We start from the raw sequence: 21,600 nt of genomic DNA, 5'->3' as shown, positions 1-21,600 counted from the left end.
AAAAATTTAAAAATATTGTTTTAAAACAGTATCCATCTCACATTCTTTTTTAGGATGAATTAACAAATGAGAAATGGGTGCTGTTTTTTTAATTTTAAAAATAACCAAATCATGAAAAAAAATGTAATTATTTTATTGTTGCTAGCACCAATGTTTGTTTTAGCACAAATTAAAGGAGAAAATTCTGATGAACCATTCACTTCACAAAAAGGAAAAGAATACAAAGTAGATGATGTAATTGTTTTAAAAAAAGCAAGTAATGAGGGTAACTATGCATTTGTTTACAAGTTTAAATCGAGTTTATCTTTTGGCAATATTGTTAAGACCGTAAAAAATGTAAACGATGTTTCTAACTTAAATGTTAACAGTACTCAAGGAATTAAAAATGCAATAAATACAACAAAAAGTATTGCTAGTAACGATTTAGTTAAAAATTCTGTTGCATCATTACAAAACAAAGTAGTTTCAGAAAGTTACGTAAAAGAAAACGCTTGGGATAAAAAATATGCTGGTCAAGAATATACTATTAAAAGTTTTAAAGTTTTTACAGATGAAGAAACAGGGCAACAAATTGTACATGCTATTGCCAAAGGAAAAGGAGGGAAAGTTGCTATTTTAATTGATGCTGCTGAAGAAAATGATGAAATATAAAAACTCTTGATTTGGTTTTGGAGTCTTAAAAAGCTCCAGAATTAAATCTATTTTAACGAATCAAAAAAAACAAAGCTATGAGAAAACAACTACTTTATATCTGTATAACACTTATTACAATTTTTAATATTAATGCTCAAATAGCTATAATAAAGGATATTAATTTTGGAAATGGTGATGCAAATCCGAATCAATTATTTTCTTTTAATGGTAAGCTATATTTTACTGCAACATACCAACTAGCAAGATCTGCATTATATACTACAGATGGCACAGAAACAGGAACTGAAGTAGTTTATGATTTTGTAGATGGTGATTATTCTGGGTTTTCGCAACCTATTATTTTTAATAATGACATGTATTTTAGGGCTGTAGCAAAAGCTGGTGGTCAACTCATAAAAACAGATGGAACCAATTTTTCTGTTGTGAAACAAATTTTCCCTGTTTTTGGTGCAGATGTTAATGGTTTTATTGTGTTTGACAATTCACTTTTCTTTTCTGCTACAGAAAGCTTTTCAGCAAGACAAAGACTTTACAAGACAGATGGTACAGAAGCAGGCACAGTAAAAGTAAAAGATGTACAAGCAGGAGCTGAGAAAATAGAGTACAATAATATGCTTTATTTTAGTGGTGAAAATTCTGAAAACGGAAACGAACTTTGGAAATCTGATGGAACAGAAGCTGGCACTGTTTTAGTAAAAGATATAAATTCAGGAGCTTCAGACTCAAATCCTGAAAAATTTATAATTTTAAATGATATGTTACTTTTCATTGCAAAAACAGCAGAAAATGGTTCTGAATTATGGAAAACAGATGGAACAGAAGAAGGAACTATTTTGATAAAAGACATCAGATCAGGGACAAGTAATTCGAGTCCAAAAGAATTTACAATATATAAAAACAGAGTCTATTTTCAAGCGAATTCTGGAACAGGAAATAAACTTTGGGTTTCTGATGGAACAGAATCAGGCACTAACTTATTTAAAGATCTAGAATTAAATAACACCACTTTTAGTTCAATTGTTTTTAAAGATAAATTATTTTTTGCTGCAAAAGATGGAGATTTTGGTTATGAATTATGGTGTTCTGATGGCACACCAGAAAATACCACAATGTTAAAAGATATTAGTCCTGGTGATAGAAATGATCATGGAAATCCTAACGATTTTTTTATATTTAATAATGAATTGTTTTTTGAAGCCTATACAGATGAATTAGGTAAAGAATTGTATAAAAGAGATGGTACAGAAGCAGGAACAGTTTTAATTGCAGATTTACATGCTGGAAATTTAAATGCAGATCCACAAAGATTTGCAGACCATAATTCTATTTTATTTTTTAGTGCAGATGGAGGCGAAACAGGAAGAGAATTATTTAAATATGAAACTGCAACAGCAACTGCAACAAGTAATTCTTTGAAGGATGTTTTAATTTATACTACAGATTATACAATTAATATTAAAGGTTTAGTTACTCAAAAATCAACTTTAAAAATCTATGATATATTAGGTAAAGAACAAATGAAAATAAATTTCACCTCTAATGGAAATGCTAAAATTGGTATAAACTTAAAATCGGGAATTTATATTGTAAATATAAAAACCGAAAATGGAAGTACTATTTCCAAGAAAGTTATAATTAAATAAAATAATAAAGCATCCTAATTTTAGGATGCTTTATTTATACTTAAAAAATTGCTAAGACTTTATTTAGCAGCTGCATATCTTTTTTCAACCTCATTCCAGTTAATTACTTTAAAGAAAGCGTTAATGTAATCTGGTCTTCTGTTTTGGTAATTTAAGTAATATGCATGTTCCCAAACATCTAAACCTAAAATTGGTGTTCCTCCACAAGTAACTCCTGGCATTAAAGGATTGTCTTGATTTGGTGTTGAACAAACTTCTACTTTCCCTCCTTTATGTACACATAACCAAGCCCAACCAGAACCAAATTGAGTTGCAGCAGCTTTAGAGAAAGCTTCAATAAAAGCATCTTTAGAACCGAAAGCAGCTTCTATAGCATCTTTTAATTCTCCAGATAAATAGCCTCTATCATTTGGGTTTAATACTGTCCAGAATAAAGAGTGATTGTAAAAACCACCACCATTATTTCTAACAGCGCTATTACTCATGTCTAAATTTGTAAGAATATCTTCAATAGATTTTCCTTCTAAATCTTTACCTGCAATTGCGTTGTTTAAATTATTTGTATAACCTTGGTGATGTTTACTATGATGTATTTCCATAGTTCTAGCATCAATATTTGGTTCTAATGCGTTGTAATCATATCCTAATTCTGGTAATTCAAAAGCCATAACTTTATATTTTTATTAATTCAATTAATTTTTGTTTCACAAATTTAACCATTAAAAACTCTAAATACAAGAGTTTAAGAATTTGTTAACTTATAGTTTAATAGAAAGGATTTATTCCCCAAATGTTTTCATAAATTCGTCTACTTTTTTTACCATATTTTTACTACCGCAAACAAAAGGTACACGTTCATGCAGTTCTGTTGGTTCGATTTCCATAATTCTTTTAGTGCCATCAGTTGCTAAACCTCCTGCTTGTTCTGCTAAAAAAGCCATTGGGCTACATTCATACAGTAATCGTAATTTTCCTTTCGGATTTTTAGAGCCTTTTGGATACATGTAAATTCCACCTTTAATCATATTTCTATGAAAATCAGAAACTAAAGAACCAATATATCTGCTTGTATAGGGCCTATTACCTTCTTCTGCTTGGCAATATTTTATGTACATTTTTATCCCAGCAGGAAAATCTAAATAATTTCCTTCATTAACAGAGTAAATATTACCATCTTCTGGGAATTTCATGTTTGGGTGAGATAAATACCAACTTCCTAAAGCTGGGTTTAATGTAAAACCATTAACGCCTTTTCCTGTAGTATAAACTAACATTGTAGATGTTCCGTAAACAATATATCCTGCAGCAACTTGCTTGTCTCCAGATTGCAAAAAATCTTTAAGTTCTACTGGTGTTCCAACCTCAGTAACTCTTCTAAAAACAGAAAAAATTGTTCCTACAGAAACATTTACATCAATATTGGATGAACCATCTAAAGGATCCATTAAAACGACATATTTATTTTGATGATTTTTATCTTGACTATTAATAATGATAAAATCGTCTTCTTCTTCACTGGCAATTCCACAAACAATATTTCTATTTCTTATGGTTTCAATAAACACATCATTGGCATAAACATCCAGCTTTTGTTGGTCTTCACCTTGAATATTAGTATCTCCTGCAGCGCCTGTAATATCAACCAAACCAGCTTTATTTACTTCGTGATTTACAACTTTAGCTGCTAATCTTATTGAGTTTAATAATCGAGACAATTCTCCAGAAGAATATTTAAAATCATTCTGATTTTCGATGATAAATTCTCCTAAAGTCTGATTTTTTTTTGCCATTTTGATTGATTTTTGATTGATTCTGCAAAGATGATATCTTTTTTCACGAACTACAACGTTTTCAAATTAAATTTTTTGTATTCGATAACGATTTCTTAAGTGTTTAAAATTTTGAACAAAATTCGTTTTTTTGTCAAAAATCATCATTAATTTTTAACGATTACAAAATCAAGTATCTTTGTGCAAAATTTATAAAAATGAGTTTTATTATCAGAAAAGGTGAAAAAAAAGATGTTAAAGCAGCACTAAATTTAATTACAGAATTAGCCATTTTCGAAAAAGAACCAGATGCTGTAGAAATTACAGAGCAAGATTTATTAAATGATGGCTTTTCTAAAAATCCAAAATTTCATCTTTTTGTTGCAGAAGAGGAAAATAATATTATTGGTATTGCATTATTTTACGAGCGTTATTCTACTTGGAAAGGAAAAACGATTCATTTAGAAGATTTAATAGTAACAAAAAGCAGACAAAAAATTGGAGCAGGAAAAGCGCTTTATAAAGCTGTTTTAAATTATGCTTACGAACATAATTTTAATAGGGTTGCTTGGGAGGTAATAGACTGGAACACAAACGCAATTGATTTTTATAAAAGTACAGGAGCAACTTATTTAAATAATTGGTCTGTTGTGCAAATGAACAGAGAAAATTTAGCAAAATTTATTCAAAATAATTAGAAATGAAAATTTTTAAATTTGGTGGAGCATCCGTTAAAGATGCAGAAGGTGTAAAAAATATTGCAAGCATTATAAAAACGGAAGGTGCAGAAAATACACTTGTAGTAATTTCTGCCATGGGAAAAATAACCAATGCTTTCGAAGAAGTTGTAGAAGCATATTACAATAAAGAGGATAATTTGCCTGAAAAGCTAAGTTTTATTGAAGAATATCATAAACAAATCATGAATGATCTTTTTGATAAAACAGATGCTATTTATAAAGATATAGATATTCTTTTTGGAGAATTAGGTTGGTTTTTAGCAAGAAACTCCTCAAAGAGATATAATTATGTTTATGACCAAATTATTTGTTTTGGAGAGCTTTTATCCACCAAAATAGTAAGTGCCTATTTAGAAAAAATAGGACAAGAAAATGTTTGGTTTGATGTGAGAAATTATATTAAAACCGATAGCAATTATAGAGATGCAAAAGTAGATTGGCAATTAACAGAAGAACTTATTTCTGCGAAAGTAGACATTAATAAAGTAAACATTACACAAGGTTTTATTGCTGCAAACGACACAGAAAATACCACAACTTTAGGTAGAGAGGGTTCAGATTATACTGCTGGTATTTTTGCATATTGCTTAAATGCAGAAAGTGTTACTATTTGGAAAGACGTTCCTGGAGTTTTAAACGCAGATCCAAGAGTTTTTTCTGAGACAACTTTATTGGAACAAATTTCTTATGAAGAAGCTATAGAAATGGCTTTTTATGGTGCTTCTGTAATTCATCCAAAAACACTACAACCTTTAGAAAATAAAGAAATTCCTTTATTAGTTCGTTCGTTTTTAAACCCAAAAGCCAAAGGAACTAAAGTTTCTAAAGGCGCAAGATTAGTGCCAGAAACACCTTGTTTTATTGTAAAAAAAGATCAGATTTTAGTATCTATTTCTGCATTAGATTTTTCTTTTATGGTAGAAAATAACATTAGTTTTATTTTTCAGAAATTACACGATTATCAACTAAAAGTAAATTTAATACAAAACTCTGCCATTAGTTTTTCTGTTTGTATTGACAATAAATTTAATAAATTCGATGATTTTTACAACGAGTTAAAAACACAATTTAAGATTGATGTTCAAAAAGGAGTAGATTTATTTACAGTTCGTCATTTTAACGAAGCTGCAATAAAAATGATTGAACAAAAAGGAACATCGTTGTTAACTCAAGTAAATAAGGAAACATCACAAATAATTATTAAATAGCATTAAGAAAAGACTTGTTTTGATTTTTTTAGTAAGTTTGCCATGGTTTGTAATCACAATTTATGGCATTAGTAACATCTAAAGAAATTGCACAAGTTATTGGCTTAGAGAAATTTGGTTTTCTTGGAACGCTTGTTGGATGGTTTCTTATAAAAGTTTTACGAATTTCTGCAATTAACAAAATCTACGAAAACAATAGAAGTAAGACTGATCTTGCATTTTTAAACGGAGTTTTAGACGATTGTAATATTGAGTTTCAAATTCCAGAAGAAGATTTAAGAAGAATTCCAAAAGAAGGCGCATTTATTACAGTTTCTAATCATCCTTTAGGAGGAATAGATGGTGTTCTTTTATTAAAATTATTGATAGAAAAAAGAGCAGATTATAAAATAATTGCTAATTTTTTATTACATAGAATAGAGCCATTAAAACCTTATGTAATGCCTGTAAATCCTTTTGAAAACAGAAAGGATGCAAAATCTAGTATGGCTGGAATTAAAGGTGCTTTGTTACATTTAAAAGAAGGAAAACCATTAGGTATTTTTCCTGCAGGCGAAGTTTCTACCTATAAAGATGGTAGGTTAAAAGTAGATAAACCTTGGGAAGAAGGTGCTGTTCGTTTGATAAAAAAAGCACATGTACCAGTAATTCCAATTTATTTTCACGCAAAAAATAGTCGCTTATTTTATTTTTTATCTAGAATTAGCGACACCTTAAGAACTGCAAAATTGCCATCTGAAGCAATTTCACAAAATGGAAAAGTAATAAAAGTAAGAATAGGGAAACCTATTTCTGTAGCAGACCAGGATGAGTATAAAGAAATACCCGCTTTTTACGAGTTTATTCGAAGAAAAACATACATGTTGGCGAATCCTTTTGAGAAAAAGAAGAATATATTATCAACTGAAAAAATAAAAATAAAGAAATCAGTTAAAAAAATAATTGCTCAGAAAAACGTTGATTTATTTATCAAGGAAGTAGATGCTTTAAGAGAAAATGGTTGTAGATCTATAGAAAGTAAAAATTACGAAGTATTTTTTGCCAACGCAAAAGACATTCCTAATTTATTGCACGAAATAGGTAGATTAAGAGAAATTACTTTTAGAAATGTTGGAGAAGGAACGAACAAAGCAATAGATTTAGATAAATACGACAAGTATTATTACCATCTAATTTTGTGGGACAGAGAAGCAAATTGCTTAGTAGGCGCTTACAGAATGGGGCTTGGAAAAGAAATTTATAAAAAATATGGCATTAATGGTTTCTACGTTCAGACGTTGTTTAGAATTGAACCAGAATTGCATCAAATGATGCAAAGTACCATAGAAATGGGTAGGGCTTTTATTATTGACGAATATCAGCAAAAACCAATGCCTTTATTTTTGTTGTGGAAAGGAATTGTACATGTAACTTTACGTTACCCAGAATACAAATATTTAATGGGTGGTGTTTCTATAAGCAATCAGTTTTCTGATTTCTCAAAATCGTTGATGATAGAGTTTATGAAATCGCATTACTACGACCCTTACATTGCACAATATATTCATCCGAAGAAAGAATTTAAGGTAAAATTAAAAGACGATGACAAAGATTTTGTATTTGATGCTACAAAAGCGGATATGCAAAAGTTCGATAAAATTATCGATGAAATTGAACCTGGTGCTCTAAGAATACCTGTCTTAATTAAAAAATACGTAAAACAAAATGCACGTTTGGTTGCTTTTAATGTAGATCCAAAATTCAATAATGCTGTAGATGGTTTAATGTATATAAAAGTTTCAGACATTCCAGAAAGCACTGTAAAACCTGTGATGGAAGAATTTCAAGCAGAATTAGAACGTAAAGCTGCAGAACAGCAGAATAAGTAATTCTTGAAAATAAAATAGAGTGAAAAATATTTTATTTATTTTCTTATTATTCCCAACTTTTCTTGTTGCGCAAATTAATGAAAGTGATACTTTAAAACTAAAAGCACAACTTTCTTTAACGGGTTTTTGGCAAGATGGTAATGTAGAAACTTTTATTTTTAGAGCAAAATCTGACCTAAGTTTTAAAGCATCGAAAAGAATGGTTTTTAAAACTCAGAATTCTTATATATATCAAGAGTTTGGTAAAGTAAAAGCAGATGAAGATGTGCTAAGTTTAAACTTTTTATACTTAAATCCAGATAAAAAAATATATCCATTACTACTTGCTTTTGTAAGCACTAACTTTAGAAGAGAAATAGATATTCGTTCTATGTTTGGAGCAGGTTTATCCTTTCAAGTTTATAACAAAGAAAAAGATTGGCTCAAACTTTCTGTTACAAGCGAGTACGAACAAACAAAATTCGATAGAGCACTTTTTAATCTTGATGAATATAATGGAAATAACAATATTAATACTTTTAGAGGTACAATTTGGTTGAGTGGTAAATATCATCTCTTTAAAAATAAGATGATTGTAAGCCATGAAAGCTACTACCAACCTTCTCTAGAAGAAATTAATAATTATAGATGGCAAGCAGATTTTGGCTTAGAATTACCAATTTGGAAGTACCTAAACTTTAAAATTAATTATATACATACATTTGAGAGTATTGTTATAGAAAATCAAAAAAGAGAAGACAGCATTTTAAGTTTTGGTTTTACCTTAAAAAGTTATTAATTTAAGGCAGTCTGCCAAAAATGTATCTTTTTGTCTTTGGTATAATTTTGGTAACTTAAAATAATAAAACACCACATATGAATACCTTTTTAAAAATTTTATTAACTGCCTTAGCAGTGGTTATTTTGGCTAATATTTTGCCAGGAGTAGAAGTTTCTGGCTATGTTTCTGCAATACTTGTTGCTGTAGTTATTGCCTTGTTAAATATGATTGTAAGACCACTTTTAATCTTCTTTACACTACCAGCAACGATTGTAACTTTCGGATTATTTATTTTTGTAATAAATGCCATCATAATTTTATTGGCAGATAAATTAGTTGATGATTTTAAGGTCCCAGGTTTTTGGACAGCTTTACTTTTTAGTATTTTATTATCAATATTTAGATCGTTTTTGTTCTCTTTTTTAAATGATAAAAAAGAAGTCTAAGAATTATAAGAAGCTCTTTGCAAACGATCATTCATAGATTTCCCCAAACCAATATCTGGCATTTTTTCAACAATAATTATATCTAAATTTTTGTGATCTAATTCATGTAAAGCATTGTATAAATTTGATGCTGCTTCTTTTAAATTACTGGCTTTCGATAAAATAATTTCTGATACAATTTCATCACTTTTACAAGAGGTGTTATAAGCTAAAATTCCTATTTTTTTAGTTGGATATTTTTTAATTTCTGATGCAATATCAGTAGTTAGAATAGTTTCGGTTAAAGGCGAATAATGTTTTTCTAACATTCCTGGAGCATCAGGATTCTCTTCCTTTTTATTTTTAATAATTACCTTTCCAACAACAGCTTCGATGTCTTCTAGAGCCAAAGCACCTAGTCTATAAATAACAGGTTCATCGTTTTCGAAACCGATAATGGTAGATTCTATGCCGTTTTTACAAATTCCACCATCTAAAACCATTTTAATATCATCTTTAAAATAGCGTTCTACATGTTCTGGTTTTGTAGGACTGATATTGTTAAACGGATTTGCACTTGGAGCAGCCAAAGGAAAAGATAATTGCGCTAACAACTCTAAAGTTACTGGATGATTTGGCACACGAACTGCAACTGTATCTTTACCAGCAGTAATTATTTTAGGTATGTAAGGTTGCTTTTTTAAAACCAAAGTTAAAGAACCTGGCCAAAAAGCATTGGCTAATTTTTGTGCCTTTTTAGGAATTTCTGAAACGATGGTTTCCAATTCATCCACAGAAGAAATATGAACAATTAAAGGATTAAAAAAAGGGCGTTTTTTAGTTTCGAAAATACTCTTAATGGCTTTTTCGCTAAAAATATTCCCTGCCAAACCATAGACAGTTTCTGTTGGTATGGCAACCAATTCTTCGTTTTCTAATAACGAAATTGCTTTTTGTATGTCTTTAGAAATAATGCTCATATAATTGCAAAATTACATATAAAAATGATTTCTATTTTAGAAATCAGCAGGAACTGTAAAACTCATTTTTTTGTTAGTTGATGGATGTAAAAACTCAATAAATTCTGCATGTAAATGCAATCTGTTTGCTTTTTTTCCATATAAATCGTCACCAATGATGGGCGAGTTTAAACCGTTTTTATGAGCAGCATGCACTCTTAATTGATGTGTTCTGCCAGTAATTGGATAAAAATAAACGCGAGTTTTGCCATTTTCTCTATTAATAATTTCCCAAGTTGTTTCTGCATTTTTGCCATGAACAAAATCTACTAATTGTTTGGGTCTGTCATCTAAATCTACTCTTAATGGAAGTTTGATGCTTCCTTTATTTTCGGATAAAATTCCATCTAACAAAGCCACATATCTTTTTTTAACGGTTCTGTTTATAAACTGACTTTGTAAAACTTTATTGGCTTCTTTAGTTTTTGTGAGCAATAAAATTCCAGAAGTAGACATGTCTAATCTATGTACAATTAAAGGGCCAGTTGCATTTGGATATTTTTCTTTAATTCTGATATAAACAGAATCACTGATTTCTTTGCCTGGTACAGATAAAAATTCGGCAGGTTTGTGAATCACAATTAAAACTTCATCTTCGTAAATAATTTCAAGTTCTTTATTTATTGATAAGTTTTCGAGCAATAAATTATCATCTATTTTGACACCATTTAACATGTGACCCAAAATTGGTTTGCATCTACTTTGGCAAGCTGGATAATAATTTTTGTGTTTTCGAATTGCTGAATTTGGCGAAATTCCCCACCAAAATTCTGCCATGCAAATTGGTTTTAAATCGTTTGCAAAAGCATAATTTAATAACTTTGGTGCAGCGCATTCTCCAGAACCTGCAGGAGGTTTTATTGCAGGATCATCAAAAATATCTAACAAGTTTTTAAGTTCTTTTTTTTGATTTAAAAATGCGTATTTACTAAACAAAGTTTGTTGTAAAATATTAGATTTTTCTCTTCGCTCTTTTTTTAAGGTCAAGATTTTATCTTCGAAAGGAGTTAATTTATTTTGAATTTTATCTATTTTAGATTGGTAATATTCAACCAATTCTTTGTAAAAAAATTGATCATTATAACTTTCTTGGGTAAGCTTTTGCGTGAATTTTTCAAAGTCTTTATCACTTAAAAGCGAAGCTGCATTTTTCTTTCTTTGTTTTCTGTTGTTTTTAGAAAGCTTCATTTTTTTTCTTTGCAACTCTAAATCTTCAGCTATTTCATTCTCAAGTTTTTTTACTTTTTTCTTTAAATTTAGGTAGTTTTCATCCTTTTTTAAAATTGTTAATTGATGGTTTATTTCATCAATTTCTAATTCGCCTTTAATATAAAAACTACCTTCTGTTCTCATATTAAAAACGGGAGGGACAAATTTTTTGGGCAAGCTTTTATCCGCTAACTTTCCAGAAAAAGCAGCTAAATAACCTATTTCATTTTGGTTGTTTTGCACCACTAGAACTCCAAACATTTTTCCAATTGGTAATTCATCAGAATTTTTAATAAAACCAAAATTGTGTTTAAAATCGGTTTGATTTTCTAAATATTCCTGTAATTCTTTAATAGCAATTTTTGCTAATAAGTGTGGTTTGTAATAAAATGGAAACGTGAATTTTTCTGGAAGTTGTATTTCAGAAACATTGGTTTTAAAATGTAAAAAGTGCATCAATTTTATAAAGTAATATTCAAAGATAATTAGTTTATATATATAATTAAATAAGGCCTTTATTAAAATGGTTTATTTCATTAAATTTTATGGCGTTCGCACAAAGGAGAATCAGCTAATTAATTAGCAGAGGGAGAAAATAATAAATCAGTTGGATTGTCAATATCATATAAATATTGATATCCTTTGGTTTCTTTGTTGCAAAAAGGTTCCAAAAGGTGTATCATTTTTCTGAAACCTTCTAGGGTTAAAATGCAGAAAAACGTTTGGTTATCTTTCGTAAGAATTCCTTCATCAGTTTTAAACAAGCCAAAAATTAAATTACAATTATCTGTATTTATAAAAGCTACTTGACTTAAATCTAGTTTCTGTTTTTTATCAATAATGGTATCTTTTAATAAATCTCTGAATTTTATTGCTTCAGCTTTATCAAAATTAAATAATCGTACAATATTTTCTTCATGTCCATTGTAATCTTCTATGTAATCTAGATCCATAATTTATCTTAATGCGCCTCCAACCAATTATAACCCACACCAATTTCTACATCCAAAGGAACTGTCATTTTAAAAGCGTTTTCCATTTCGTATTTTATAATTGGTTTGATGGTTTCTAATTCATCTCTAAAAGCATCAAAAACCAATTCATCATGCACTTGTAATAACATTTTAGATTTAAAGTTTTCTTTTTCAAAACGCTTGTGAATATTAATCATTGCTAGTTTTATAATATCTGCAGCAGAACCTTGAATAGGTGCATTTACAGCATTTCTTTCTGCAGCTCCTCTAACTACTGCATTTCTAGAATTGATGTCTTTTAAATATCTACGTCTGTTTAAAACAGTTTCTACATAACCATGTTCTCTTGCAAAATCTACTTGTGCAGACATGTAGGCTTTTAATTTAGGATAGGTTTCGTAATACGTATCAATCAATTCTTTTGCTTCACTTCTGTTTAAATCGGTTTGATTGCTCAAACCGAAAGCAGAAACCCCATAAATAATTCCAAAATTTACAGTTTTTGCATTGCTTCTCTGTTCACGAGTCACATCTTTAATATCCACATTAAAAACTTTTGATGCTGTTGATGCATGAATATCTTCGCCATTTTTAAAAGCATTGATCATGGTTTCTTCTTCACTTAATGCAGCAATTATTCTTAATTCAATTTGACTATAATCTGCAGCCAACAATAAATATTCTTGACTTTTAGGAATAAATGCTTTTCGAATTTCACGACCTCTTTCTGTTCTAATAGGTATGTTTTGCAAATTCGGATTGTTAGAACTCAACCTTCCAGTAGCTGCAACAGCTTGCATATATTGTGTATGAATTCTGCCTGTTTTTGGGTTGATTTCATTTGGCAAAGCATCTACGTAAGTGCTTTGTAATTTTTTATATTGTCTATAATCTTGTATGTCTCTAATAATTTCGTGGTCTTTTGCTAAGTAAGATAAAATATCTTCACCTGTTTTGTATTGCCCAGTTTTCGTCTTTTTGGGTTTATCAACCAACTTCATATTTTCGAACAATACAATTCCCAATTGTTTAGGAGAAGCGATATTAAATTCCTCTCCAGCCAATTCGTAAATATTTTTTTCTAATCTGTTAATGTCATCAGTTAAAGCCACAGACAGTTCTTGCAAAAATTCTGTATTGATATTGATGCCCTCAATTTCCATAGCTGTTAGCACAGAAACCAATGGTAACTCAACATCATTAAATAATTTTGTCACATTTCCAGATTGTAATTCTTTGGTAAAATGTTCTTTTAATTGATAGGTAACATCTGCATCTTCTACAGCATATTCTGTTTGATCTGCAATAGGAACATCTCTCATAGAAAGCTGATTTTTGCCTTTTTTACCAATTAATTCTGAAATTGAAACTGGCTGATAATTTAAATACGTTTCTGCCAAAACATCCATATTATGACGCATATCTGGGTTAATTAGATAATGTGCAATCATGGTATCAAATAATTTACCTTTTACTGGCATGTTATAGTTTGATAAAACTTTGATATCATATTTTAAATTATGTCCAATTTTTTCTATTTCTGATGATTCAAAAAAGGGTCTAAATTCTTCTAAAATGGATTTGGTTTCTTCTTGATTTTCTGGAAAAGAAACATAATATCCTTTGCCAATTTCGAAAGAAAACGCGATGCCAATCAACTCAACTTCCAGCGCTTTTAAACCTGTAGTTTCTGTATCGAAACAAACAGAAGTTTGTTGCATTAACTTATTAATTAATAATTTTCTTGATAAAGGAGAATCTATATGTTGATAAAAATGATTGGTATTTTCTATGGTTTTAAAACCAGAAGCAGTTTCAGTTTCTGAGAGATTTCCTGTTCCAGGAGCTGCAAATAAATCGAATTGGCCACCAACATTTGGAGTTGGTTTTTTAGGCTGAGGTTTCTCTTTTTCAGGCGAAGTGTCATTTGAACTATTTGTAGCAGTTGCATTTTCATCTGCAAAAGTGTTTAAAAAATTAGAGAGTAAATTTCTAAATTCTAGCTCATTAAAAATTTCGGTTACTTTTTCTACATCTGGTTGATCTAAGGTAAAATCTTTAGCGTCAAACGTAACAGGAACATCTAACATTATGGTTGCCAATTTTTTAGAAAGCAAACCCAATTCTTTGGCAGCTTCTACTTTTTCTTTCATTTTTCCTTTTAGCTCATGGGTATTTGCTAATAGGTTTTCCATAGATCCATATTCTGCTAAAAATTTCTTTGCGGTTTTTTCTCCAACTCCAGGCAAACCAGGAATATTATCAGAAGAATCTCCCATCATTCCAAGAAAATCAATCACTTGTAAAGGATTTGTAATTTCAAATTTTTCTAAAACTTCTGGTACTCCCCAAATATCGTAACCACCTCCAAAACGTGGTTTGTACATAAAAATATTTTCGGAAACCAATTGGGCAAAATCTTTATCTGGTGTTACCATAAATGTTTTATAGCCTTCTTTTTCTGCTTGTTTGGAAAGTGTACCAATAACGTCATCCGCTTCAAAACCTTCTTTTACCATAATTGGAATGTGCATGGCTTTTAAGATTTCTTGAATGTAAGGTACAGCCAATTTTATAGCTTCTGGAGTTGCATCTCTGTTGGCTTTGTAAGCTTCGAACATTTCTACTCTGTCTGCACTGCCACCTTTGTCAAAACAAACAGCTAAATGGTCGGGTCTTTCACGTTTTATAACATCTAAGAGTGAGTTCATAAAACCCATAATTGCAGAAGTATCTAATCCTTTCGAATTGATTCTTGGGTTTTTTATAAAAGCGTAATATCCACGAAAAATTAATGCATACGCATCAACTAAAAAAAGTCTTTTTTGATCTGCCATTTTATCTGAAATTGTAAAAAGATAAAACTACAAAAAACAAAAATAATTTAAGCTTTATATGTTGCCGATTTTAATCCTTTTTTAAAAGGAGCTTTTAATTGATAAAGAATATCATCTGCTTTTTCTGCATCTAAAATATCTACTCCATACACAATATCTTTAGTGTCTTTGTAAATAAAAGTGCCAAAAATACGATCCCAAAAAGAAAAAATATTTCCAAAATTAGTATCTGTCCAAGGCATTACATGATGATGATGGAATTTGTGCGTGTTTGGCGAAATAAAAACATAACTAATGGCTTTGTCTAATTTAGTAGGCAAACTAATGTCAGCATGCGAAAAATAAGTAAAAAGTACTGTTAAAATTCTATACATTAAATAGTAAGAAACTGGCAAGCCTGCAATTAAAACTCCAATTAAAGCAAAGGTTTCTCTAAAAATAAAATCGATTGGATGATGTCTTGTGCCAGAAGTAACATCTACATGTGTATCACTATGATGTACTGTATGAAAACGCCACATAAATGGTATTTTGTGTAATAAAAAATGAACTAGATATTGTGAGGTGAAATCTAAAATCATAATTGCTAAAATAATTTCTACCCAAACAGGCCAATCAACCATGTTTAATAAACCGAAGTTTGAGGTTTCTATCCATAAAAAAACGCCAACAGTAATCAAGCCAAAAACTACATTAATAATCATTGTAGAGAAGAGTAAAACGAAGTTTGTTTTAGCGTGTTTCCATTTGTTGTATTGATGTTTTTTTAAAGGATAAACGCCTTCTAAAATCCAGAAAACAGATAAGCAAGCAACAATCCAAATAAACTTTTGTAAGCTGGTTAGATTTTCAAAAAAAGTAACAATAGAATCCATATGTATTTAAAAATTATTAGCTAAAACTACTAAAAACTTTAACAAGTTGTTAAAATTCATTCGTTTTTTAACAGTTACCTTTGCAAATACCCAAAAATAAATTTATGTTACGTTGGATTTTTCCACTGATAATTGTTACTTTTTTAATCGTAATTCTTGAGATTTATACTTTTAATGCTCTTAAAACAATCTCTAAAAATAAGTTTTTGAGATTGGGATTTTTACTAGTAAGTATTGCTGTTTATATCAATTTTTTTATCACCATTTTAACCTATTCTAGAAGTGATGGTCAAACACCAAAATTTCAAATGGCAATGGGTTTATTGCTAACCTTTATAATTCCGAAATTGGTATTTTTTTTAGTCCTTTTTGGAGAAGATATGTACAGATGGATTGTAAAAGGAATCTCTATAATTTCGAATACAGAAACTCAACCTTTAGAAAGTAGAAGAAAGTTTATATCACAAATTGCTTTGGGTTTGGCAGCCATTCCTTTTGCTTCTTTTATTTACGGAATTATTCAAGGAAAGTACAATTATAAGGTTGTGAAATATCAACTTACTTTTGATGATCTGCCAGATGCTTTTGACGGTTTTACCATTACTCAAATTTCTGATATTCATTCAGGGAGTTTTACCAACAAAGAAAAAATACAATATGGTGTCGATCTAATTAATGAGCAAAAATCTGATTTGATGTTATTTACAGGAGACATTGTAAATAATACAGCTGATGAAATGGATAATTGGATTGATGTTTTTGGACAATTAGAAGCCAAAGAAGGCAAGTATTCAATTCTTGGAAATCATGATTATGGAGATTATATGGATTGGAAAAATCCGCAAGATAAAAAGGATAATTTTCAGAAAGTAAAAGAAATTCATCAAAAAATAGGTTTCGATTTACTGCTAGATGAACATAGATATTTAGAAAAAAACGGACAAAAAATTGCACTTTTAGGAGTAGAAAACTGGGGAAAGGGATTTAATCAAGCAGGAGACTTAGCAAAAGCATCATCAAAAATAAAAAAAGAAGATTTTAAAATTTTAATGAGTCACGATCCAAGTCATTGGGAATACAAAGTAAAAAACGACGATTTTAATTATCATTTAACCTTAAGTGGGCACACACATGGTTTGCAAATGGGCATTGAAATTCCTGGGTTTTTTAAATGGAGTCCATCTCAATATGTGTATAAACAATGGGCAGGGTTGTATGAAGAATTTGGCAGATATATTAATGTAAATAGAGGTTTTGGCTATCATGCATTTCCTGGTAGAGTTGGTATTTGGCCAGAGATTACAGTTATAGAATTGAAAAAAGCTTGATAATCAGCTTATTTAATAAGATTTAGTATATTTGTATCAATAAAAATAGAATAGTTATAAGTTTTTTCCCTTTAAAAACATTTTATTATGACAAAATTTGGAGAATTAATTAGTGTTGATAAGCCAGTTCTTATCGATTTTTATGCTGATTGGGATGAAGTTGAAAATAGTTTAGATACATTAAGAGATGTTGCTGCAGCTTTAGGAGATAAAGCTAAAGTGATAAAAATAGATATCAAGAAAAACGAGACTTTAGCAGAAGCCTTGAGAGTTAAAGGAAATCCTACTTTTATGATCTATAAAAATGGCGAAATGAAATGGCGCCAAACAGGATATCAAGATGCAAATACATTAATTGGCTTAGTGCAACAATACGTTTAGTATTTTTATAAAAATAAGAAACCACAAACTATTAAGTTTGTGGTTTTTACTTTTGTCTATTATTTAATTTCTTCTTGAGGTATAATGTGTTGAAACAAATCTAAGGTTTCGTTAAATTCATTTTGTAAATCTGTTATAAACTTTTCATCAGAATCACGTTGTGCAACTTGATCTAAAACACCTCTGTATAAATATCTAAAGGTTAAATCGAATTCTTCAAAAACCATATCAAAATCATCTGCAGAAAAAGTACTAAACCAAACTAACTTGTCTTTAAATAGTTTAATTAAGGTTTTTGCACTAGCTCTTGCTTTGTCTTGTTCACCTAAATCGTAATACATTTCTGGGTATTCTAAAGAAAGGCTGTAATGATCAAAATCTTCAATAGGCATTTTTTCTAAAGATAAATCTAAAACTTCTATAGCTTTTAAAGTATCACCTTCCATGGCAAATGCTCTAGACAAACGCATTAAACTATTTCTCATAGAAATGGCATTTCTTTTTGTCTGTTCATCTATATAAATTTTACCATCGTTAATGTTTCTCCAATTCCATTTTTGAATGTTCGCATACATTTTCTCAGGATCAATTCTACCAATGTCAAACAAACTTAACTCTCTCTGTAATTCACCATTTCTGTAAATTTTAGTAGGTGTTTTAATTGGAACAAATTTAAAAGCAACACCATCTAATTGAAGGTAGTCTTTCAACCAGATATATTCACTGTCTGTATTTGAGCCTCCTGTAAAATAAATTGGTTGTTCCCAATTAAATGTATTTAAAATATCTAACATTAAAATGGTGTTTTTAGCTATTGCTCTATCAATTTTAATGTCTATATATGGCACAATTTTATCAGCATCTTTTTGCGCTACAATGCCATATTTTAAAACATTTTCTTTGTTTACAGGAATTCTGATTTTGTTTACTGGTAATATTTTTTCAGGATTACCATCATCATCTAAATCGTAAAAAGTACGTTTGCTATCGCTTCTGATCCATTTCATAAAATCATCTAAATCTAGCACAGAATCTTTTAATTGAGGAAACAACTCAGCAAAATAATACGCTAGATCTAAACTACCATATTTGTATTCATCATGAGTTAATTGAGATGGAATAGGACCAGCCTTGTAAGTTGCTCTTTTCATTTGGTCTATGTACCAATCTGTTTGAAAAAGGCTTGTATTTACTAGTTTTACATCAGTTCTAATGCCTTCTACTTCTTGCATGTACCAGAGAGGAAAGGTGTCATTATCGCCAATGGTAAACATAATTGCATTTGGGTCTGTACTTTCTAAATAGGCTTGCGCATTTAGGTGAGTTGTGTACCTGTTAGAACGATCATGATCGTCCCAGTTTTCGAAAGCCATTAAAGAAGGTACAGCTAAAAGTGATATCAAAGAAACTGCAACTGCGATTGCTTTTTTGTTCGCAAAGTTTTTTAAATATTCATATAGAGCAAGCACTCCAAAACCAATCCAAATGGCAAAAATATAGAAACTACCTACTACTGCATAATCACGTTCTCTGGGCTCAAATGGTTTTGGGTTTGTATAAAAAATAATGGCAAAACCTGTAAACACGAAAAACAATAACAAAGTGAAAAAGTTTTCTTTATCCCATCTTATTTGAAATAGCAAGCCAATAATCCCCAATAAAAAAGGGAGCATATAATAGATATTTCTTCCTTTGTTTTCCAAAACTTGAGGAGGCAATTTGTCTTGTGAGCCTAATCTTGGTTCATCAATAAAATCAAAACCACTTAACCAATTACCATTGTAAATGTCTAAATTTCCTTGTGTATCATTTTGACGCCCAGCAAAATTCCACATAAAATATCTGCCATACATATAGCCAAACTGATAGCTCATCATAAACTTAATATTCTCGGCAAATGTTGGTCTTCTTTGGCTATTTTCTGGAATACCAGCAATGGCTTTGTACATTTTTTCTGATGCAGGATTTACCATCCTTGGAATAAAACCCTTGTGTTTATCAGAATAATTTGGCAAAACATCTTTGTAAACATTTACAATTTCGTACTTACCATTTCTCTTTTCGTACTTTGGTTTATCATCTCTTGTAGGATTTTTTGCATCTTGATCTCTGCTATAGGTATTCGAATAATAAGTATCGTAAAAAACATTAGCATCTCCATATTGTTCTCGTTCATAGTAAGCCAATAATTCACGAGCACTTGATGGATTGTTCTCGTTTATGGTTGTATTTGCATTGGCTCTAATTGGTAACATCATCCATGAAGAAAAACCAAGCACAATAAATAATACAGAAAGTATTAAAGTGTTTGCGGTTATTTTATTGTTTTTTCTGGTGTAGTTTAATCCGAAGTAAAACAAAGCAATTAGAATAAGGCCTGCAATTACACTACCAGAATTGTATGGTAATCCAATAGAATTAATAAAAAATAATTCTGACGCACTAAAGAACTTTAACGTAAATGGGAATATAAATTTAAAAACTAATATTAAAACAAAAACAGATACAACAGTGGCAATAGCAGAGGTTTTTAAGTTGATCTTTTTATATGTTTTAAAGAAGTATAACATAACAATTGCAGGAATAACCAACAACGAGAGTATATGAACTCCAAATGATAAACCTACTACAAAACTGATTAAAATTAACCATTTGTTTCCTCTTGGTTGATGTATTTCGCTTTCCCATTTTAAACCCAACCAAAAAAGTAAAGCCATTAAAAATGATGACATTGCATACACTTCGCCTTCTACAGCACTAAACCAAAAGCTATCAGAAAAGGTATAAGCAAGAGAACCCACAATACTACTACCTAAAATTGCAATGTATTTTCCTTCAGAAATTTCACCCGTTTTTAAAGCTAACTTTTTTGCTAAATTGGTAATCGTCCAAAACATAAACAAAATGGTAAATGCACTTGCTAATGCAGACATAAAGTTTACCATTTTTGCTATTTCAGTGACATCAGAAGTAAACATGGCAAAAAATGCACCTAGCATTTGAAAAAGAGGTGCTCCTGGTGGATGTCCAACCTCTAGCTTAACTGCTGTAGAAATATATTCACCTACATCCCAAGCACTTACTGTAGGCTCAAGAGTTAGTGTATAGGTTATTAAAGCTATTGCAAATGTAACCCATCCTAAAATGATGTTCCATTTTTTAAATTTTTCTGATGTCATAAGTTCTCTGATAATCTTGGGCGAATTTACTAATAAATATGAATAAAATTGATTTAACAGTGCTTTTCTAGAGGTATTTATGCTCATAAAAGTTTGTTAAATTCAAAAATTGCATAAAAATGTTTGTGAATTTAAAACTTTGCTTTAAATTTGCATCCGCTAAGAAGCATTGGCCTATGGTGTAATTGGTAACACATCGGTTTTTGGTACCGCCATTCAAGGTTCGAGTCCTTGTAGGCCAACGAAAGTAACTTTAAATCCCTTTTAAACATTAAGTTTGAGAGGGATTCTTTTTTTCAGCACCCTTGTCTGCACCCGCAACTATATTTTTTAAGTAAATAATACAACTCTGTGAGTTGTTTATATTAACAAATATACTATTTATAATTAAATACAATTATTAGTTTTTAAGATCTTGTTGAGGTTGAAATAAGTAGAGTAGAGGCTAGTTAAAATTTGAGCGAATAGTAAAATCCTAAAGAGTTTAAAAGTTGGAATTTTTCTGTCTTAAAAACATCTCATTTGAATTGAGATAAGAAGATACGTTTTACGTTAAAAGAGAGAAAAAACCTACCCAATATGGGTTGGTTAGTTTTTTTACAAAGACTTGTAATAATCAACATAATCATATATGTCAACTGTGTATTCTTCGAATTTATAATTATCAACAGTTTTATGTATCGATTTTTTGAATAAATAATTTTTACTAAAAGTATTAGGATTGTAAATAC

At 30.0% G+C, this 21,600-nt stretch carries 17 protein-coding genes and 1 tRNA gene; 10 read left to right on the top strand and 8 right to left on the bottom strand.

The genetic code is table 11. The features are described from left to right. The first annotated feature begins 111 nt into the window (after positions 1 to 111). Complete coding sequence (locus tag WAO74_RS04150) at positions 112 to 651, top strand: hypothetical protein (protein WP_422159908.1); 540 nt, start codon at positions 112 to 114, stop codon at positions 649 to 651. A gap of 77 nt (positions 652 to 728) precedes the next feature. Then, entirely contained in the window at positions 729 to 2,297 is a 1,569-nt protein-coding gene (locus WAO74_RS04145) for an ELWxxDGT repeat protein (RefSeq protein ID WP_422159907.1), read from the top strand. Between the two features lie 59 nt (positions 2,298 to 2,356). On the opposite strand, the gene WAO74_RS04140 is transcribed toward WAO74_RS04145, so the two are convergent. Further along, a complete protein-coding gene (locus tag WAO74_RS04140) occupies positions 2,357 to 2,965 on the bottom strand; it encodes a superoxide dismutase (protein ID WP_422159906.1) in 609 nt (202 codons plus the stop codon). 111 nt (positions 2,966 to 3,076) lie between these two features. After that, positions 3,077 to 4,087 carry a class 1 fructose-bisphosphatase gene (fbp, locus tag WAO74_RS04135; RefSeq protein WP_422159905.1) on the bottom strand — a complete coding sequence of 337 codons (1,011 nt, stop codon included), beginning with the start codon at positions 4,085 to 4,087 and terminating at the stop codon, positions 3,077 to 3,079. 197 nt (positions 4,088 to 4,284) lie between these two features. Between fbp and WAO74_RS04130 the strand changes: the two genes are divergently transcribed. The 5 genes from WAO74_RS04130 (at position 4,285) to WAO74_RS04110 (ending at position 9,088) form a co-directional block, all read left to right on the top strand. Beyond that, on the top strand, positions 4,285 to 4,764 hold the full coding sequence (locus WAO74_RS04130) for a GNAT family N-acetyltransferase (protein WP_422159904.1): 480 nt from the start codon (positions 4,285 to 4,287) through the stop codon (positions 4,762 to 4,764). Positions 4,765 to 4,766: 2 nt separating this feature from the next. Then, on the top strand, positions 4,767 to 6,014 hold the full coding sequence (locus WAO74_RS04125) for an aspartate kinase (protein WP_422159903.1): 1,248 nt from the start codon (positions 4,767 to 4,769) through the stop codon (positions 6,012 to 6,014). A gap of 62 nt (positions 6,015 to 6,076) precedes the next feature. Next, the gene (locus tag WAO74_RS04120; protein ID WP_422159902.1) at positions 6,077 to 7,882 is read left to right on the top strand and encodes a GNAT family N-acyltransferase; all 1,806 of its coding nucleotides are present in this window, start codon (positions 6,077 to 6,079) and stop codon (positions 7,880 to 7,882) included. Between the two features lie 19 nt (positions 7,883 to 7,901). Further along, complete coding sequence (locus tag WAO74_RS04115) at positions 7,902 to 8,660, top strand: DUF481 domain-containing protein (RefSeq protein ID WP_422159901.1); 759 nt, start codon at positions 7,902 to 7,904, stop codon at positions 8,658 to 8,660. A gap of 77 nt (positions 8,661 to 8,737) precedes the next feature. Further along, complete coding sequence (locus WAO74_RS04110; RefSeq protein WP_422159900.1) at positions 8,738 to 9,088, top strand: phage holin family protein; 351 nt, start codon at positions 8,738 to 8,740, stop codon at positions 9,086 to 9,088. On the opposite strand, the gene WAO74_RS04105 is transcribed toward WAO74_RS04110, so the two are convergent. From WAO74_RS04105 to WAO74_RS04085, 5 genes are all read right to left on the bottom strand, one after another. Next, positions 9,085 to 10,047 (bottom strand): L-threonylcarbamoyladenylate synthase, encoded by a 963-nt coding sequence (locus WAO74_RS04105; protein WP_422159899.1) that lies wholly within the window; start codon positions 10,045 to 10,047, stop codon positions 9,085 to 9,087. The two genes, WAO74_RS04110 and WAO74_RS04105, sit on opposite strands and share 4 nt — an antisense overlap. A 36-nt stretch (positions 10,048 to 10,083) precedes the next feature. Continuing rightward, entirely contained in the window at positions 10,084 to 11,751 is a 1,668-nt protein-coding gene (locus tag WAO74_RS04100) for a pseudouridine synthase (RefSeq protein ID WP_422159898.1), read from the bottom strand. Between the two features lie 119 nt (positions 11,752 to 11,870). Beyond that, entirely contained in the window at positions 11,871 to 12,248 is a 378-nt protein-coding gene (locus WAO74_RS04095; protein ID WP_422159897.1) for a hypothetical protein, read from the bottom strand. Positions 12,249 to 12,256: 8 nt separating this feature from the next. Then, positions 12,257 to 15,106 (bottom strand): DNA polymerase I, encoded by a 2,850-nt coding sequence (gene polA / locus WAO74_RS04090; RefSeq protein ID WP_422159896.1) that lies wholly within the window; start codon positions 15,104 to 15,106, stop codon positions 12,257 to 12,259. 47 nt (positions 15,107 to 15,153) lie between these two features. Continuing rightward, positions 15,154 to 15,981 carry a sterol desaturase family protein gene (locus WAO74_RS04085; RefSeq protein ID WP_422159895.1) on the bottom strand — a complete coding sequence of 276 codons (828 nt, stop codon included), beginning with the start codon at positions 15,979 to 15,981 and terminating at the stop codon, positions 15,154 to 15,156. Positions 15,982 to 16,085: 104 nt separating this feature from the next. Here WAO74_RS04085 and WAO74_RS04080 point away from each other — a divergent pair, with 104 nt between their 5' ends. Together WAO74_RS04080 and WAO74_RS04075 are read left to right on the top strand one after the other, a co-directional pair. Continuing rightward, positions 16,086 to 17,309, top strand: a complete 1,224-nt coding sequence (locus tag WAO74_RS04080) for a metallophosphoesterase (RefSeq protein WP_422159894.1) — start codon at positions 16,086 to 16,088, stop codon at positions 17,307 to 17,309. An 87-nt stretch (positions 17,310 to 17,396) separates the two neighbouring features. After that, on the top strand, positions 17,397 to 17,690 hold the full coding sequence (locus tag WAO74_RS04075) for a thioredoxin family protein (protein ID WP_422159893.1): 294 nt from the start codon (positions 17,397 to 17,399) through the stop codon (positions 17,688 to 17,690). 59 nt (positions 17,691 to 17,749) lie between these two features. Here WAO74_RS04075 and WAO74_RS04070 read toward each other — a convergent pair whose 3' ends face one another. Beyond that, a complete protein-coding gene (locus tag WAO74_RS04070; RefSeq protein ID WP_422159892.1) occupies positions 17,750 to 20,956 on the bottom strand; it encodes a DUF2723 domain-containing protein in 3,207 nt (1,068 codons plus the stop codon). An 83-nt stretch (positions 20,957 to 21,039) separates the two neighbouring features. Here WAO74_RS04070 and WAO74_RS04065 point away from each other — a divergent pair. Next, positions 21,040 to 21,111, top strand: a tRNA-Gln gene (locus tag WAO74_RS04065). Positions 21,112 to 21,600 lie beyond the last annotated feature (489 nt).

The sequence above is a fragment of the Polaribacter sp. genome (assembly GCF_049276715.1).
GTDB lineage: Bacteria > Bacteroidota > Bacteroidia > Flavobacteriales > Flavobacteriaceae > Polaribacter.
The sequence above is the reverse complement of the archived record's forward strand: the minus strand, read 5'-3'. Positions and strand labels throughout refer to the sequence as shown.

Coding starts and splice junctions, on each gene's coding strand:
- WAO74_RS04150 (WP_422159908.1), top strand. CDS start 112: ATGAAAAAAAATGTAATTATTTTATTGTTGCTAGCACCAATGTTTGTT.
- WAO74_RS04145 (WP_422159907.1), top strand. CDS start 729: ATGAGAAAACAACTACTTTATATCTGTATAACACTTATTACAATTTTT.
- WAO74_RS04140 (WP_422159906.1), bottom strand. CDS start 2,965: ATGGCTTTTGAATTACCAGAATTAGGATATGATTACAACGCATTAGAA.
- fbp (WP_422159905.1), bottom strand. CDS start 4,087: ATGGCAAAAAAAAATCAGACTTTAGGAGAATTTATCATCGAAAATCAG.
- WAO74_RS04130 (WP_422159904.1), top strand. CDS start 4,285: ATGAGTTTTATTATCAGAAAAGGTGAAAAAAAAGATGTTAAAGCAGCA.
- WAO74_RS04125 (WP_422159903.1), top strand. CDS start 4,767: ATGAAAATTTTTAAATTTGGTGGAGCATCCGTTAAAGATGCAGAAGGT.
- WAO74_RS04120 (WP_422159902.1), top strand. CDS start 6,077: ATGGCATTAGTAACATCTAAAGAAATTGCACAAGTTATTGGCTTAGAG.
- WAO74_RS04110 (WP_422159900.1), top strand. CDS start 8,738: ATGAATACCTTTTTAAAAATTTTATTAACTGCCTTAGCAGTGGTTATT.
- WAO74_RS04105 (WP_422159899.1), bottom strand. CDS start 10,047: ATGAGCATTATTTCTAAAGACATACAAAAAGCAATTTCGTTATTAGAA.
- WAO74_RS04100 (WP_422159898.1), bottom strand. CDS start 11,751: ATGCACTTTTTACATTTTAAAACCAATGTTTCTGAAATACAACTTCCA.
- WAO74_RS04095 (WP_422159897.1), bottom strand. CDS start 12,248: ATGGATCTAGATTACATAGAAGATTACAATGGACATGAAGAAAATATT.
- polA (WP_422159896.1), bottom strand. CDS start 15,106: ATGGCAGATCAAAAAAGACTTTTTTTAGTTGATGCGTATGCATTAATT.
- WAO74_RS04085 (WP_422159895.1), bottom strand. CDS start 15,981: ATGGATTCTATTGTTACTTTTTTTGAAAATCTAACCAGCTTACAAAAG.
- WAO74_RS04080 (WP_422159894.1), top strand. CDS start 16,086: ATGTTACGTTGGATTTTTCCACTGATAATTGTTACTTTTTTAATCGTA.
- WAO74_RS04075 (WP_422159893.1), top strand. CDS start 17,397: ATGACAAAATTTGGAGAATTAATTAGTGTTGATAAGCCAGTTCTTATC.
- WAO74_RS04070 (WP_422159892.1), bottom strand. CDS start 20,956: ATGAGCATAAATACCTCTAGAAAAGCACTGTTAAATCAATTTTATTCA.